A 16,033-nucleotide genomic window follows, 5' to 3' on the forward strand; every position below is an offset into this window, starting at 1 on the left:
TTCTTGTGAGCTACCCCCTCATAAATGAGGGAGCTTCCTGCTTCACAGCTCTGCCATGCCAGTACCGAAGTGCTGGTACTGGTAGAGGGCGGAGCTCCACACTAAGGGTCGCTCCGACCCCGATCCACGTAAGATGTTAAGAGAAGCATTATAGTCACGATCTGCAATCCAACCACAGTTGGGACAAACGAAAACACGATCAGATAGAGACAGATCTTCTTTTACGTACCCGCACTTAGCACAAGTTTTGGAAGTGTATGCAGGATTAACTAGGATGAGTTTCTTACCGTATTTCTCCAACTGATACTTAATCAAATCTCTAAGCTCGCTGAACGCGACGTCACTCAATCTCCTCCTCAGAGACCTTAATGACTTACCTATCAACTGCTTAACATGAATGTCCTCCATGACTACAACGTCGTAATGCTCAGCAAACCATTTACCCAACTTCATGTAAAGATCCGTTCTTAGATTCTTCAAATACTCATAAGCCCTAGCAAGCTTAACCTTAGCCTTAAACCAATTATTAGAGAGGAACTTCTTCCTTGAAAGTTCTCTGTGTAGATGCTTCACTTTCCATAACGCTTTCTCGTAAGGTCTCAAATTAGGAAAATACTCACCATCTGACGTTACTAACAACTTTTCTACACCAACATCTATCGCCACTACCTTACCAGTGTTAGGTAACTTGGGGAATTCGTGATCAACTACGAAAGTGATGTAAATCCTCTCAGATCTTGTTAGCTTCACTATCACTCTCTTTACTTTGTCAAGGGGAAAGTCTCGGTGAACTATTACCTTGAACGTACCAAGATTTGATAGTTTAAGCGTTATTAGTTTCTTCTTGCTTCCTTTTCTTATTTCTCTAACTTGAAGTATTTTCCAACCGCTTTGCGTATAGACAAGGGAGTAGTACTTGTGAGGTTTCCTTTCTTTCGGGAAACGTGCTAAACCGTCGAAAAACCTCTGTCTAGCTTCGTAATAACGGTCAGCTATTTGTTGAACTACTTGGGAGTAGAGTTTCTTATACTCATCATCTTGTTTTCTCAGATCTAGAGCCAACTGTCTTAACTCAGTTTGTGTTAGTCCTTTCCCATCCCTTTGGTAAAAGTAGATGTCTGCCCACCTTAAGGTGTTGTAGATTTTGCACGCTAACTTCAACTGGGCTTTTAACGCCCTAAGGGTTTGTTCGTCAGTGTATGCACGGAAGCGAAACCCTAAGGTGGGCATTGATGTGTATTTCGTTATTTTCCTATTTTAACTTTTCTACAAAGGGATCCGTCTCAAAGAGAAGCTTTCCGCCCCCTTTGAACCCCCGTCTGTTATAAACCCGCTAGTAATATAAAGTTTAAAGTTTTGCTAGTTATCGTTTAGGAAAGTTCTCATGCAGCCATCTTATTCGATATCATATAGTAAAAATATATCAGATTAGAAATTTTCACAATTAGTCTTTTCAATCGAGATGTAGCTAAGGAATTAGAACGTGAAAAACGGCCTTTGAAAAAGGTTTATGTGCGAGGGTTATGAAATCTTTTTGTGGTAGTACTAGAATGGATCTCGTAAACCTTGCATATAAGCTTTTCTAAAATAATGTCTTTGTTCAAATTTCTATATCTTAAACGTTAAACAAGCGTTTTTCCATATTACTCCAATATTTTCACAAACTTTTTTCAAATTTCATGACTGTTTGAGAACACTCCCTTTTTTCCAATTTATTAGATTCTCAATGTTGTTATAAACTTGGTTATGTTCAACAAATTTAATATTGTTTAATCAGAATTATTTTTGTAAGATGATTCTGGGAGTACCGTTCAGGGCGGAGAGAAGGTGGTCAGAGCAAAACAAATCCTTTCTCTCTCTTCCAAAAGAGCACTTTATCCTTAACCCTATCTTTCTCCCCCTCATCCAACACAATATAATCAACATTACCTCTAATGAACCTGGAAACCATGTACATTCTATCAAATACATTCATCTCCTTAATCCCCTTAAATACAAACAGTATGTCTATATCACTAGTGTCTAAGTAGTCTCCCCTAGCTCTTGACCCAAAAATGTAAACCTCCTCTAGATTGGGGAAAGAACTAGCTACCTCTTCAACGATCTCCTTAGCAAGTTTAAGCATTCTTATCTGGCTTTCTATTGCAGATTTCCCTTTACCCATCCTAACACCTCCTTAGCCCTTCTATATAGATCCTCCGCCATGTTTTTAGTGTATTGTCTAGCTGGAACACCATTTGCAGCATCAGGATATCTAGATATGATAAAATGAGGTGATATAACCATTAAATCCTCCATTATATTTTGAGGAATCTTAAGTCCTTCATTCTCTATCATGCTAGCAAGCTCTGTTAGAGAGTGGGTTTTCCCCGGATCTTTTCCTAAATGGATTAACAGAGATTTCAATGCTTTCTCTACAGCTTGTTGAGAGTAAAAAGTTACTGCAAAATATTTACCAGCCTCTAATAAGACTCTAGCCACATCCAAGTCCTCCTCAGCTTGAATCATCCAGTCAGTGTATCTCATAATACTATTCCCTCTACAAAGTTTAAAAATAAGACTGTCCTTTTCACCATTTTAAAGGATTACACTCTAGGTAGTTATCCACTCCCACTGGAACAGTGAGCAGTCAGTGACCGACCCCTTACATATTAGTCAGATCTGTGTAATACTGATCTGACTGGGGTTGAGGCCATTCACTTTCTTGAGCTCAGAACTCGATGGTGAGCTTGGACTCCTAAGCCGCCCGAAGTGGACTTTCGCCCCTTAACCCCGTTAAATTAAATATTTAAAAACAATTTCTACAATATATTCTTATGGGAACTGAGTGTAATTACAATCAACCAGAAAGGACTTCAATAGAAGGTTGGAAAAAATATGTGAGTAATTGTTTAGTTCCAGTTTATGAGAAACTAAAATTGTTACAAAAAGTCGGTGAGTATTTAGAGCAAAATACTTTAAACCGAAGTTTAGATAAGATTGACCCTCAATTATTACCTTACTTTTTAGGAGGAGTAAATGAAAATGGAGATTATATAAAGGGCTCTCTAGCTAGACTTATTACTTACATGTATGGTGTAGGGGTAGATACGAAAAAACTAGCTAATTCTATCAATATTGGAGTGAAAAACCCATATTCGGAAGCATATGTGGGAAAAGTAAATAACTTGGTAATCGGTTTTTTTACTTTTACTGATGTACTTAATGCGACGGCTAAACAACTAGAATTATTATTCAATAAGCTAAATGTAAGTATTAATTCTCCATCCTTTGCTGAAATAGAGAGTAATGCAAGAAATGTAGATAAGTTCATACAGACAGTTAATGATTATATTTATAGAGCAAAATTAATCTTACCAATGTACAATTATTATTCTTTTCTAATCGTAACTACTAGACATCTTCCTGCATCAATATTTCTAGATTCTTATCCTGAAGAGTTTACAAAGAATCCCAACTTAGGGTATGATTTTCTTGGGATAGGCATCCTTCATATTCCTTATATTAGCGATAAAGAACAAAGTGCTAGACTGGGACTAACTGGTCATAATCGTAATACTGTTTCTGACCTCATATTTAAGATTATAAATAATAATTTATTTATGATTAATAAATTATATGATGTTATAGAGAATAGAGAAATATATGATAGAGAACATTTTACAGAAGAATATTATCAGTTTATGACAGATGTATTAAGAAAGTCTTCCATAATAGTTGACGCTTCTAATTTAAGGTATAATTATTATATGGAGATTCACTATTACCAAAATCTTTCAGTCAGAATATGTTATGCCTCATCTCCTTCTTATTGTGAGTATGGGAGGACGGATCGGGCTACTTTTAAGTATTATAGTACTATATCCGATATGTATAATGATCCTGAAATTATATCGATATTATTTATGAATGGGTATATAAATATTAATATTAAGGAAGATGCAGGCCTCAATATTTATTTTAGGGGTCAATTTGGAACAGAGGTGATATTAAATTGAGTGAGAGTCAACAAAGGAGAGATCTCCAGAAAGATAGAGAATATGAATCAAGAAGACAAAATAAAGAAACTAAGCCTGAAGAAAAAACTGATAAGGATGTTAGTGTACGTGAATCTTTTAATCCTCCTACAGTATTCACCAAAACCAAACCAACAAGTACCTTTAGACTTGAATTTTTTAGTCCTCCTACAGTAACGCAAGACGCTCAAAGAAAGATTGATTATACAGTACACTACACTCCCAAAGAATCGAATATCACCATAAATAGAGGGGTTGAAAACATTGAACGTAAGCCTCATCTTTCACTACCTAAATTAAAAATTCCCTCTAGTTTCAATGTTCCATCAAAAGAAGTACTTAAACTCAATTATACTATCAACCTTAAAAATAACGCTAGCATCAACGTTTCGTCTCAACGTAAAATCAAATTAATTATTCCGCACCGTTTTTGGGAAGCTAAAAGAGATAATCTAACGATAGTCACTGAAATAAAATTAATGAATATAGCGAAAGAGGTGAGTGAAAGAAAAGTAATGAAACTTATTCCGACAGAATTTTGGAAAGCCTTTGAAGAAAAGCTGTTTATAAATCCTACTATTTATCTTCCCGTCTCTAATAAAATCAAGCCTATTCAAAATACTCGTGAGATTGTTCAGTTAGAACCAACTCCAGAAGAGGTTTTGCCTACTGAAGACTTTGAAGAAGATGAAGTGTTAAGAGGCTTATCTAAGTTTCAATGTCATGGTTCATTAGTAATGGTTTATGACGAAAAGAAACAGAAAATTGAGGACAGTTTAGCGACATTGGGTGTAGAAATGAGTGCAATTTGTGGTGAAGAACTAAATGAAGTTAAGATAACTAATTATAGTTACGAATTATCAAGAATTAAAATTGATGAAGGCGTATTTGTTCTGGAACAGGATATCTGTGAAGAGATTACTGACGAGGTCGTAAAAAAGGAAATGGATGCTGTTATATCTAGCCTAACAGGGTACAAATTAACTATTCTCGTTATTCCCAATTGCTTATATGAAATGTACAAACATAAGCTAGTAATGGTGGTAAAGGAGAATTTCACCAGAGATAAAATACTAACGTTAGCCTATTTAGCATCTGGTCTTGATAAAGACGTTGTGAGTGTATTGAATCCCTTTGAATCTCTCACCGCTGTATTTCATAAATATCAAGAGGATGTACTTTCACGAGGATTAAATTTAGTTTTAAAAAGTGATCTCTCACCACTATTAAAACCGGGTGAGAATGAATCTTCAGTCCATAAGAGTCTAAAGGCAATAATACTTCTACATTTAGTAAAAAATATGAATATCGATAAAAAATTTATTAAAGTGGAGGAAGAGATCAATGGCTACATTCCAGACGTTTATGTGGAGAATGAAAAGATGGTTTACGATGCTAAAACGAGTTTTGAAGTCCATCCTGATGATGAAATTAGAAACGTAGTGACAAAGTACTCTAGTTTCGCAAGTAAGATTATTGTAGTAATGAGACCATTACCAGTCTTAATTAACTTACCCATTATTGTTAATTTGTTAAAGGAATATAGGAAACAAAACATTAAAGTTGACGTACAAATTCCAGTTAAGGAAGGAGATAAGATAGTTCTAATGCCATTAAGCGAATTCATCAAAAAAGGTAAGGAGTTTCAAAAGAGAGGGAAATAAATCTTGTAAATAGGTTAGGGAGTATATCTTTTTTATCTACAAATGCTTTATACGGGCGATTCAAGTTTCCTTTGCAAATTGTAATATTCTCTGTGAATTAGGATAATTCTATGAAGAAGTTATTGTGTATATTTCTAATAAAGTGAGAAAAATAAGATACACTGTAATATTATTACAATAACGAGAAAATAAGTTAATAGATTATCAGTTGTGTTTCACCAAATTATCTCACTTGAAAGATATTGTGTTAGTTCTTTCAAAAGGGAATTGATATAGAGAAAGATAGTGATATTATAGTGAAATATAGCATATTGACATTATTTGGAATAAACATAGCGTGTAGATTCAGATTAAAGAGAGATAATCTGAATTTTTATCACGTGGTTAGAACGGCGTGCAGAGCGTCCTCTGCACGCCGAGGAAGTTAGAGAAGCCTGACGAAGGAGTCGAAGGAGAGAGGCTTCCTTTTCGTGGACTTGAAGTTGAAGAGGAGGTAATTCACGAGGTTCCACACCGAATCTAGGACAGTGTAATAGAGGTAGAGGAAGATCTTGTTGGTTAACTTCCTCACGTACCTTATCCTGGCCTTCCTGACCTTGAAGCCCTCTTCGCTCTGCCATCTCAACCTGTAGAGCTCAGCTAGCTTGTAGGGATCTCCATTGAAGTTGGTAACGAAGATGAAGTGCCTGGGTTTCTCCTTGACGTATATCACTTCATAGTAGTAAAGGTCATTGTACTTCAGGACCCTATACGCAACGTAAACCCTGTCATTTACCTCGCATTTCTTCTCGGTTAGAGAGACGTTGGAGAGTTCCTTGAAGCCCTTCAGGTTGGTCTTACCTCCTACCACGGTCTTCACAGGCATCTCCTTGATTACCTTCAAGTTCAGGAAACCCGCGTCAGCAACAACGTAGTCTATCTTGAGGTGCTGAGCAACTTCGCTCACGGCCCTCATCAGGAACTGGGAGGGAGTATCGCTTCTCAAGTCAGCTATCTCCTCGAGGAGGGACAACCTCAAGGGGAACACCAAGTCCACGGACCTCAACTTAACTCCCTTCCTCTTCCCGTTGTAGAGTTGAAATCCTTCCACCTTCCTCGACTCCTTCTCCCCCACGGTTATCGCGGTCTCGTCCACTGCAACGATTGTAGTCTCTCCCTCAACTTTCACGTGAGGGTAGAACTTGAAGCTCCTCTCCCCTTGACTCATCACCTTCTCCCCTTCCCTAACGACCTTCAAGTACTCCTTTCCCCTGTTCTCTGTCAACAGGAACGGAGCTGCGTCCGCGATCCTCGTGTCCAACTCTTGGGAGATAACGTTAAGATTATTGACGATGAAATAACTAGCGAGGGACTTCAACTCCGTTTTGAATCCCGTTTCATAAACTTGCATAACGGAGTCATGGAGTCCCTCGCTTTAACCCTTTCCTGTTCACCTCCTCCCTAGACCTCCCCTCCCCGCTTGATAATGCTAAACAGATGATATTACCCTCTATATACAAACTCCTTTTTAACCATGCTTCTCGTTTAATCTAAAAATTTTTTGATAATCATGTTGAAATAAGCCGATTTTCACAACCATAACTCGATATTTTCCCCTACCATAGAAATTACATCATTTCTAGTAAAATTGGTGAAACACAACTGATAGATTATAGTTGTTGGCTATGGTTCGAGCGATCTGTAGTATCCTCCAAGGGGAGTGAAACGACCCGAACCTCCTCCTTTCCAAGAGAGAATTGAAGGACTCGATCAAGTTATTGGATTTGAGCCACCTCCAGAGCTCCTTGGGAGTGGAGAGGTAACTCAAGAGCCTCGGACAAGTCTCGGGCTTAATCTCTCCACTCTCTGCAGAGAAGATGACGTTTAACGCCTCCCTCTCCTCCTTAGTCGCGTTGCGCTTGAGGTGAACCAAGCATCCTTGCCTTCTTACCTGAAGTTCAGCCAGAGAGATCTTATCCAACGCCTTAGTTCCATCAACTACCACCAAGACGAAGCTATACTTCTTCCAGACCTCAACCAAGAGCCTCCAATAACTCATGACGTCCTTCTCTACACTTAAGGTTATGTCCAGAACGGCCCTCTTGCCTTCCTCTGTCACACCAATCGCAGAGAAGGACCCCCTTCCTCCCTTGAGCTTCACGTACTTCCCATCAACTATTACATACTTGAAATCACCACTCGCTTGGATCTCGAGCATCCACAGCTTGGCGTTCAACTTACCTCCTAGCACAGAATAGACGGTCATCAGAGCCTTGAACACCTTCTCCTCCCTTAATAACCTTTCCTCCACTTGAGTCTTCACCCTTCCCTTATCACTGTACAGTACGGGTAGTTCCACTGAGATTCGCTCTAGCTTGTAAATGTCTTCTCTCCCTTTTAACATGATCTTGAATCCCTTGAGGAATCTGTACTTTGCGTAACCTTTCCTTCTTATCTTCTTACCCCTCACGTGTTTTGGGCTAGTCTTATCAGCCTCTTCTAAGGCTATTTTCTCAATCTCCTTGACCGATTTGTTTAATAGGGCGTCTTCAGATAGTATATTGGGGACGAGCGTGAGGTTTCCGTTGAGATGTGTAAGCTCTTCTATGACCTCACTTGGCTGAGTGAGGTTGTAGAGGGTTTTCTCGTCAATTGTTATAGTTTCCATGATATTACCTCACGCTTGTCTCTTATTAGTATTATCGAAAATGTAGAATCAATTATTCTTATCTGTTTTTAGAGAAACAAATTGAAATCGCAATGGATCCGTAAATCACCCTCGGCTTTAAGGTCTTCACTCTCATTCTACAATGTTACTTCATGATATTGAAGTGGAATTGGCTAACTGACAACAAGGTTGGCTTCTCAGTTGGCGGTTACAAGGTAGTTGATAGGGGCTTCCTTGGTAAATCCTCTACTTGGTTGATTGGTTTCTCGGATTTTAGGAGGCATGTGGAGTTCTTCGGAATTTTCTTGAGGAGGTATTGGAGGGCCTTATGCGACGAGTAAGGAGATGGCAGAGCTTTTCGTTTACGTTATTGCCTTGATATACAACTCCTTGATCTACACGTCTGTTTTATCGAGAGTTCCCGAGAGTCAGCTTTCCAGTTGACTCTCGTAAGGAGTTAGCAAGGGTAGCGTAGGATATGTCAAAAATTCTGTTTTTATCTATACTTGAATGTTTTCCGTCATAATATAAAATTAATCTTCCGTTGTATTGAAAGATATAATTATATTTCTCTCCTATTATCGTTATTCAATTATTTGCGTCTGGAGCACTCTTACGAGAGGTTGAAGATGTTCGTTAAAAATAATTTAGATGAGGCGATGGGTCTGATGAAAATCTTAAAATTCTCTTAAAGCCTCATAACTGTTGCCCTTATTCCACGACCATCTAAGAAAAATTTTAAGTAACAGGGGTGTAACTTAGTAACAGGGGTGTAACTTTGCTATTTAGCGTAGAGCCTAAAGAATCTTTAAAAGATTTATTCAATAGGGAAGAAGAAGTAAAGAAATTTCTTCAGTGTGTAAATAATGAAAGAATGATAATAGTGACGGGGCTAAGAAGAGTAGGAAAATCAAGCTTAGTATTAGCTGGATTAAATTCCTTAAACAGAGGTTATATATTAGTAGACCTAAGAAAAATATTTGATAACGTATCGAAGAGAATAACTCCAGATAAACTTTATGAGGAAATACACTTTAACCTAACAAAAATTAACAAAATTTATCTTGATGGGGGTTAAGGGGGCGGAAGACCCTTCCTCAAGGGGATGGATAGCCCCCTTATATTTTAAATATAAGAACGACAGATATACAATTAATGCCTAACGTAGGATTCCCCTTCCATGCTTACACAGACGAACAGACGTTGAGGGCGTTAAAAGCCCAGTTGAGGCTAGCATGTGAGGTATATAGCACCCTACGTTAGGCAGATGCGTATTTCTACCAAAGGGATGGGAAAGGACTTACACAGACGGAGTTAAGACAGATGGCCCTTAACTTAAGAAAGCAGGACGAGGAGTACAAACAACTTCACTCACAAGTTGTTCAGCAGATAGCAGATCGTTTCTACGAGGCTAAGAAGAGGTTTATGGACGGGCTAGCACGCTTTCCAAGAGAAAAGAAACCGCACAAGTACTACTCGCTAGTTTACTCAATCGGGATGGAAAGTGTTGAGCTTAAGGGAAATAAGAAGAAAGAGTAATCACAAGAAGAAGTTAATGAAGCTCTACCTATCTCATCTAGGAGTCTTCAACGTTAGTGCTTTCAGAAAGTCTATAGCTTTAGACAAAGGATATACCACTAGATCATAGTCTAAGAACTTTTCCAAAATACTAGTGATAGTACACAGGGACTTCCCTCTAGATAAGGTGAAGAGAATCATAGTGAAGTTAGAGCCGTCTGGGAGAATATACATCATTTTCGTGATTGATTACGAGTTCAAGGCCCTCCCATTTACTGGAAAAGTTGTCGCGATCGACGTGGGAATTGAGAAACTCGTAACTACCTCCGATGGTCAGTATTTCCCTAACCTGAAGCCTTTTGAGAGGGCCTTAACCAAGGTAAGGGAACTTCATAGGTCTCTTTCGAGGAAGAGATTTCTCTCTCATAACTGGTTCAAAGCTAAGGTTAAGTTGGCTAGGGCTTATGAGCACTACTACTTCCAGTAAGTCCATAGTCTAGTATTATTTTATAAAATATTATTGAAAATAATTCCATTGTATTGGCCTTAATGAATACATAAAACTTATCAACTTGATTAATTGATTCCTTGTTATCACTATTTATAAGAAACTTATTAATGAGTTATAAAGTATAACAAATTTCTGGAAACAGTAGTGAAGAACTTGAGGAGAGATATTTACATGAAGCTCGGTAAGTATTTTGCAGAACACTACGATACCGTGGTAATGGAGGATATTAACGTTAAGAAGCTGGTTGGTAAGTCTCTCAAGGTAATGAGGAGGAGGCTTCACGATATTGGTTTTTACGAGTTTAGGACGATACTGGAGTATCAACTAATAAAATACGGTAAGAAGTTCACCCTCGTCGATCCAGCATACACGTCGATGACTTGTGCTAGATGCGGATACGTTAGGGAAGATTTAACGGGAGTGTTCTCATGCAGTCATCTTATTCGATATCATATAGTAAAATTATATCAAGTTCTCTCTAATATACTGTACTCCCTTCAAGTAAGTCTCATTTAAGGGAGTTCCCTCCCTTGAAAATACGTGAGGGTACATTACATTCAACAAGGCCAAACTGTACTCCGTCATCCTCATACTCCTAGTAACAGCTTTAGTATCCCTAGCCAGCCTCGCTAACCTACACCAAGAATTATGACTCTCCACAAGATAAGTATACTTCTTACCCGCTACACGATTATCGAGAACTTGATAAACACAATAGTAGTCAGTATAGTTTACCTCACTCCTAGGTAACCAACCCAAACGAAAAGTCCCATAACTCCTATCCCCAAACTCATAGAAAGGCACCCCATCAGCAGTCCAAATCCACAAATCCTCCCTCATCACTCCATGCCTAACACGGAAATAAGTCCAGAACTCGTCAAACACCGTAGACTTAGCTGTGAAATTCTTGAGCTCACCCTTCAAGATCGTTAGATACGTGAAGGCCCTTATCTCAATCCTCCTCACTAGGCTGTATTCAATGGTTTACCTTCAACTCTTGATATTGCCCTCATGCTCATCCTGTTCAAGTACTCCTTTAAGATTCTCTTCCTCTGTTCCCTATCCATTCTGTGCTTTAACGCGTCGTAAAACGTCCTTCCACACGCTTTACACTTGTATTTTGCTTTCCCTCTAGATGAACCGTTCTTTACTACTCTGTTAGAGTTACATGATGGGCATGTTGGTCTGCTCTCTCTTCTCCTTATCCCTACTTTCCTCAAGATAAGGTTGATGGTGGGATTCCCGTTTTCGTGATTTGAACTCCCAAGGAGTAGGCTGCTAATGCTAATGCAATATCCTTTAGCTCGTACTTTCTCGGCTTAAGATTTAAATTTCTTAGAATCATAAGTATTAATTGTGCGAGGGTTACGAGGTTCATCCTGGTAACCCTCACAAAAAATCTCGTAACCCTCGCACATAAGCTTTTTCAGAGGCTGTTTTCATGTTCTAATTCATTGGCTGCATCTCGATCGAAACGACTAATTGTGGAAATTTCTAGCCTGATTTAATTTTACTATATGATATCGAATAAGATGACTGCATGAGAACACTCCTGATTTAACTCTCTCCGACCGCGTGTTTGTTTGTCCTAAATGCGGTTGGATAGTAGACCGTGACTATAATGCTTCCTTCAACATCCTACACAGATCGGGGTCGGAACGACCCTTAGTGCCTGTGGAGCTCTGCCTTCTACCGCTGGCAAGGTGGGGGTATGAAGCAGGAAGCCCTGTCCGTTAGGGCAGGGTAGTTCACTTTGGAAAACTCCACCTAAAGAAGAGAAAACCAGACGTCATACATGAAGTTAAAGAATTAGGATCTAGACTCGTGATGGAGGAGCTAAAAGAATTATTTGCAAAAAGCCAATACTACTCCCTTATAATGAAAGCTATGGGCGATTCATGGATCCATTGCGAATTGTAATTTGTAAATAATACGTTGTAAAAATGTTAATATTGATAATCGTGTATCTCTGCTAATTAGTCGTCTTCATTTAGTTAATTTCGTAACAATATTCGAAATAAAGTGAATTCGCAATGGATAACTGAATCTCTCAAAGCTATAGCAACCTTAGAAAATGCCAGATGGAAAAACATAATGGATTACGTAATAGCAAAAACTGAAAGAAAAATCAGTAACACCACACTTTCCAGAGATCTAAGAAAACTAATGAAAATGGGGTTTATAGAGAAAGAAAACGACGAATACAGAATCCCAGATCCAATTACGAGGTACACATTGCTAAAAGACTTTCCTTAATTTTCAACATATTATACTCTATTTTAATCTAGATTTACGCTGTGCTTTGTGGCTGACTTCCTTATATAAAACATATTAGTCAGATCTGCGTAATACAGATCTGACTGGGGTTGAGGCCGTTGACTCCTTTGGGCTTAGAGCTCGACGGTGAGCTTGGCCTCCTCCAATTCGGACCGGAAGTTGGGCTTGAAGCCCGAATAAGGGTGAGTACACATGGAGGCCCCAGTCGCCGGAATAGATATATCAAAAGATAAATTAGTAGTGTACTTCCAAGGTAAATACTACGAATTTCAAAATAATAAGCAAGGTTTTGAAGGAGTAAAGCAAGTCTTGCCAAAGGGTTGTAAAGTGGCTATAGAAAGTACTGGAATTTACCACATCAACTTGGCTAAGTACTTGGGTAAAGAGTACGACGTGAGGATTATTAACCCCTTCATACTCAAGAAGTTCAAGGACATTAGGGGCAAGAAGAGTGACAAGAATGATAAAAAGCTTGCCGAGCTAGTTGTAAGTATAGGCAGTGAGTTTACAACGAGTGAGGCTAAGGAGTTAACAAGCCAATGGGATTTTGTGACAAGGAGCATTGCTAGGGTTAAGAATAGGTTAAGGAGGGATTTAATACTTCTAGGATATAGGGATAGTTTGTCCAGGAAGAACTTGAATGAAGTATTGAGAGGGGAGGATAATGCAGCGTTATCTGAGATTAGGTTTCTTTTAGGCGAACTGGAGAGGCTTGAGGCTAGGAAGAGGGAGATTGAGGAAGAGCTTGAGGATCTTGTTCCCAAGGATAGTTTGATCTTCACGATTCCAGGTATTGGCAGAACGTTGGGTTGTATAATTTTAGCAAGGGTTGGTGATGTTAAGCGTTTTGGTGACAAGAAGAGGTTTGTTGCTTATTGTGGTCCTCTTGTTGAATCCAGTGGGAAGAGTGTTGTATCGAGAGGCATTTCTAAGAGAGGTGATGCTGTTTTGAGGAGTTCTATCTTGCAGCTTTAACTGCTATCAAGGTTAATCCTATTATCAAGCGTTTTTATGAGGAGCACAAGGGTAGGCTTAAGGGTAGGAAGTTGATTATTGCTTGTGCCAGGAAGCTTGCTGTTATTACTTGGGCTGTGCTGTATTATAATAAGCCCTTTGATGCTAACGAGTAAAGCAGGTGACATCACTTGCATAAGTAGTGTGTACTATGCTCGATTTTTCACGGAAAGGTTTTTATACCGGAAGCTCACCGCCCTAAACGATACTCCCAAAATAGTCTTACAAATATAAATTCAGCTAAGATTATCGTATTGTTTCTTCAAATGTAAGAAAACATATCCCATTGTACTTATCATTAATAACCTAAAATACAATTATACCCATCTAACAATATAAATAAAATGAAATTTCTTTGAATCTAATGTTATTTTTGATACATGTTCATACCCAATAACCATGGGCATTTCACCAATTTTACACTTTTTAGGTAAACAATTATAAAAAATATTATTATAGAGCTGGATTTTTCTATAAATTTTGATATAATTAAATAAAATAGTCATATAATTCATGATCATTAGTTATAAACAGAAAGCAATTGTTTTTAATAATACGATTTTGGGAGTACCGTAAAAGGGCGAGGCTTTCAGCATTTTGTAAAGGACAAAGGCCTTTTCGTGGAAAAACTAACATAAAAAGGACAAATAATAAACCATTTTTACAAAGTGTATCGACCATAAAACTTTATACGCCCACTAAGACTATTTAAAAATAGAATGTGTAGAATGTTAGCATACTACGGACGGGATAAGGATTACCTTAAAAAATTAGCCAATTGCTTAGTTAGGGCATCTCAAAAGGATCCCCTATCAGATGACATTCACGGAGATGGATGGGGGGTTGCAGCACTGACTACAAATAAGTTAGTATACTATAGGAGTCACTTACCCATTTTTGAAGATAAGGATAACCTAGAGAGTATAATAGACTCATTAGACGGTGAAGTGAAAGTAATTATCCACGCTAGACAGGCAAGTGATAAAAACTTAGTCTCTGTATACTATTCTCACCCCTATTTAGAAAGTAATCACGAACGTTTACTTTTTCTGGCACACAATGGAAGTGTTGATAAGTATAAACTAGGTGAAATGATAGGGATAGACCCTACACTGATGGTGGATTCTGAATTAGTTGCAAAGTATTTATCTATTTATGGGATTAAGGAAGTTGATAAGCTCAGAGACGTTACACAATCTGCGTTAAACTTACTCCTATTGGAGATAAATAGAAAAGATAGATCTTCTCATCTATTCTATTATAACTATTATAGAAAGGATAAGATACGCAGAAAAGAGGACTATTACAAGCTGTATCTTCATAACGGTGCAGTATATTCATCCTCATTAGCATATACTGGATGCGAAAAAGGAGAGGAAGTAGAGTTAGGAAAGTTGTTAGTGTTAAATGGTTAATATAGTACTTAGGATTCTCTGGAGTGGGGAAGTTACTAGGGTAGCGTTGGAGGAAGCTAGAAATATGAACGCTAAGTTAATAGTCTATAGGAACGCGGGACAAAGTACGACTAGCATTTATAGGAAAATCGTTACACTTTTACGTTACGTTAAAAATATATAACGAATCTTTCCTAGTTAGATGAGAAATGTTTATTGATAAGCTATAATATTAAGAAGTACAATGAAAGATATTTATAAATACATGGATAAATATTTTGACTTTTTATGATAAGGGAATTTCCTAAAACTACTAACTCTGCAACATCCCCTTGTACTTCTTGTACATCTGGGCCTTGGCAGATATGACGAAGTCCAAGCCCAACTCCAAGAGGTATCTAATCACTTCGTTCACTGCGAACTCCCTGTCCGCGAAGACCATGACGAGCCTCAGCTTGTCCTCCTCCAACTCCTTCACGATTACCTCCATCACCGCCTTGAAACCTTCAGCTATGTTCTTCACGGTCACTGGGATCACGTCCAAGAAGCTCCTCGTCCTCCCCAGGAGGAAGATCGCAGCTTGAACCAGTCCCCACGACGTCCCCTTAGTTGGCTTTATCCTACTCAAGAAACTCTTGTTAGCGTGGTATTGAGGTATGGCATGGAAGTCCACTGCTACCCTCCTGTCCCTGACTCCCCTTAACGTCATCCTCCCCATCTTCCTCAACGCATCCCTCACGTCCTCAACTTGAACCGCGTTCAACTTTCTCAACGCTCTTCTCCCATCTTTTCCCAACCTGCTCAAGTAGCTCCCACTCGCCTTAAGCAAGGCACTGAGGAGTTCCTCAGGGAAAAGTATTTTAGTGAGGACCGAGTAAATTATCTTGAGGGCAGACCTGGCGAAGTCCCGGTTGAACTTCGCCGGTTTAGTTGTATTCTCATGCTTCAAACATTCAGGTTCGCCCTCGTATATACAAACTTTTCTCCAGAAA

At 38.6% G+C, this 16,033-nt stretch carries 11 protein-coding genes and 7 pseudogenes; 11 read left to right on the plus strand and 7 right to left on the minus strand.

Translation table 11 applies throughout. The features are described from left to right. Nucleotides 1–10: 10 nt before the first annotated feature. From SSOP1_RS08635 to SSOP1_RS08645, 3 genes and pseudogenes are all read right to left on the minus strand, one after another. Nucleotides 11–1,230, minus strand: a pseudogene (locus SSOP1_RS08635) (RNA-guided endonuclease InsQ/TnpB family protein). Nucleotides 1,231–1,831: 601 nt separating this feature from the next. Next, a complete protein-coding gene (locus SSOP1_RS08640; RefSeq protein WP_009989132.1) occupies nt 1,832–2,164 on the minus strand; it encodes a nucleotidyltransferase domain-containing protein in 333 nt (110 codons plus the stop codon). Then, complete coding sequence (locus SSOP1_RS08645) at nt 2,140–2,526, minus strand: HEPN domain-containing protein (RefSeq protein WP_009989131.1); 387 nt, start codon at nt 2,524–2,526, stop codon at nt 2,140–2,142. The genes SSOP1_RS08640 and SSOP1_RS08645 overlap by 25 nt, the downstream gene beginning before the upstream one ends. A 290-nt stretch (nt 2,527–2,816) precedes the next feature. Between SSOP1_RS08645 and SSOP1_RS08650 the strand changes: the two genes are divergently transcribed. Next, on the plus strand, nt 2,817–3,998 hold the full coding sequence (locus SSOP1_RS08650; RefSeq protein WP_009989130.1) for a hypothetical protein: 1,182 nt from the start codon (nt 2,817–2,819) through the stop codon (nt 3,996–3,998). Next, nucleotides 3,995–5,680 carry a hypothetical protein gene (locus SSOP1_RS08655; RefSeq protein WP_009989129.1) on the plus strand — a complete coding sequence of 562 codons (1,686 nt, stop codon included), beginning with the start codon at nt 3,995–3,997 and terminating at the stop codon, nt 5,678–5,680. The genes SSOP1_RS08650 and SSOP1_RS08655 overlap by 4 nt, the downstream gene beginning before the upstream one ends. Before the next feature lie 424 nt (nt 5,681–6,104). Here SSOP1_RS08655 and SSOP1_RS08660 read toward each other — a convergent pair whose 3' ends face one another. Together SSOP1_RS08660 and SSOP1_RS08665 are read right to left on the minus strand one after the other, a co-directional pair. Next, on the minus strand, nt 6,105–7,070 hold the full coding sequence (locus tag SSOP1_RS08660) for an ISH3-like element ISC1439B family transposase (protein WP_010923559.1): 966 nt from the start codon (nt 7,068–7,070) through the stop codon (nt 6,105–6,107). Nucleotides 7,071–7,298: 228 nt separating this feature from the next. Next, a complete protein-coding gene (locus SSOP1_RS08665; protein ID WP_010923560.1) occupies nt 7,299–8,327 on the minus strand; it encodes an IS256-like element ISC1257 family transposase in 1,029 nt (342 codons plus the stop codon). Between the two features lie 139 nt (nt 8,328–8,466). Here SSOP1_RS08665 and SSOP1_RS08670 point away from each other — a divergent pair. The 4 genes and pseudogenes from SSOP1_RS08670 to SSOP1_RS08690 all read left to right on the plus strand — a co-directional run. Next, nucleotides 8,467–8,771 (plus strand): annotated as a pseudogene (locus tag SSOP1_RS08670) (IS5/IS1182 family transposase); the annotation flags it as partial. A 334-nt stretch (nt 8,772–9,105) separates the two neighbouring features. Further along, nucleotides 9,106–9,405, plus strand: coding sequence for an ATP-binding protein (locus SSOP1_RS08675; RefSeq protein WP_009992612.1), 300 nt, complete (start codon nt 9,106–9,108; stop codon nt 9,403–9,405). A gap of 77 nt (nt 9,406–9,482) precedes the next feature. Next, nucleotides 9,483–10,317, plus strand: a pseudogene (locus SSOP1_RS16440) (RNA-guided endonuclease InsQ/TnpB family protein); the annotation flags it as partial. A gap of 183 nt (nt 10,318–10,500) precedes the next feature. Continuing rightward, complete coding sequence (locus tag SSOP1_RS08690; RefSeq protein ID WP_010923561.1) at nt 10,501–10,872, plus strand: IS200/IS605 family accessory protein TnpB-related protein; 372 nt, start codon at nt 10,501–10,503, stop codon at nt 10,870–10,872. Here the strand turns inward: SSOP1_RS08690 and SSOP1_RS16445 are convergent. Beyond that, nucleotides 10,819–11,734: pseudogene (locus SSOP1_RS16445) on the minus strand (IS1/IS1595 family N-terminal zinc-binding domain-containing protein). The gene SSOP1_RS08690 and the pseudogene SSOP1_RS16445 sit on opposite strands and share 54 nt — an antisense overlap. Nucleotides 11,735–11,910: 176 nt before the next feature. Here SSOP1_RS16445 and SSOP1_RS16450 point away from each other — a divergent pair. The 5 genes and pseudogenes from SSOP1_RS16450 to SSOP1_RS17405 form a co-directional block, all read left to right on the plus strand. Then, nucleotides 11,911–12,093, plus strand: a pseudogene (locus SSOP1_RS16450) (zinc ribbon domain-containing protein); the annotation flags it as partial. Between the two features lie 285 nt (nt 12,094–12,378). Continuing rightward, a complete protein-coding gene (locus SSOP1_RS08705; RefSeq protein ID WP_009993095.1) occupies nt 12,379–12,612 on the plus strand; it encodes a hypothetical protein in 234 nt (77 codons plus the stop codon). A gap of 213 nt (nt 12,613–12,825) precedes the next feature. After that, a pseudogene (locus SSOP1_RS08710) lies at nt 12,826–13,763 on the plus strand (IS110 family RNA-guided transposase). Between the two features lie 603 nt (nt 13,764–14,366). Then, complete coding sequence (locus SSOP1_RS08715; protein WP_010923566.1) at nt 14,367–15,062, plus strand: class II glutamine amidotransferase; 696 nt, start codon at nt 14,367–14,369, stop codon at nt 15,060–15,062. Further along, nucleotides 15,055–15,225: a hypothetical protein gene (locus tag SSOP1_RS17405; RefSeq protein WP_009993276.1), complete on the plus strand. Its 171-nt coding sequence runs from the start codon at nt 15,055–15,057 to the stop codon at nt 15,223–15,225. The genes SSOP1_RS08715 and SSOP1_RS17405 overlap by 8 nt, the downstream gene beginning before the upstream one ends. Before the next feature lie 135 nt (nt 15,226–15,360). Here the strand turns inward: SSOP1_RS17405 and SSOP1_RS08720 are convergent. Continuing rightward, a pseudogene (locus SSOP1_RS08720) lies at nt 15,361–15,990 on the minus strand (ISH3-like element ISC1359 family transposase); the annotation flags it as partial. Nucleotides 15,991–16,033 lie beyond the last annotated feature (43 nt).

Source organism: Saccharolobus solfataricus, from assembly GCF_900079115.1.
GTDB classification, from domain to species: domain Archaea; phylum Thermoproteota; class Thermoprotei_A; order Sulfolobales; family Sulfolobaceae; genus Saccharolobus; species Saccharolobus solfataricus.

What these genes read in the sequence shown, in the direction of transcription:
- SSOP1_RS08640 (WP_009989132.1), bottom strand. Translation starts at nt 2,164, where the DNA reads ATGGGTAAAGGGAAATCTGCAATAGAAAGCCAGATAAGAATGCTTAAA.
- SSOP1_RS08645 (WP_009989131.1), bottom strand. Translation starts at nt 2,526, where the DNA reads ATGAGATACACTGACTGGATGATTCAAGCTGAGGAGGACTTGGATGTG.
- SSOP1_RS08650 (WP_009989130.1), top strand. Translation starts at nt 2,817, where the DNA reads ATGGGAACTGAGTGTAATTACAATCAACCAGAAAGGACTTCAATAGAA.
- SSOP1_RS08660 (WP_010923559.1), bottom strand. Translation starts at nt 7,070, where the DNA reads ATGCAAGTTTATGAAACGGGATTCAAAACGGAGTTGAAGTCCCTCGCT.
- SSOP1_RS08665 (WP_010923560.1), bottom strand. Translation starts at nt 8,327, where the DNA reads ATGGAAACTATAACAATTGACGAGAAAACCCTCTACAACCTCACTCAG.
- SSOP1_RS08715 (WP_010923566.1), top strand. Translation starts at nt 14,367, where the DNA reads ATGTGTAGAATGTTAGCATACTACGGACGGGATAAGGATTACCTTAAA.
- SSOP1_RS17405 (WP_009993276.1), top strand. Translation starts at nt 15,055, where the DNA reads ATGGTTAATATAGTACTTAGGATTCTCTGGAGTGGGGAAGTTACTAGG.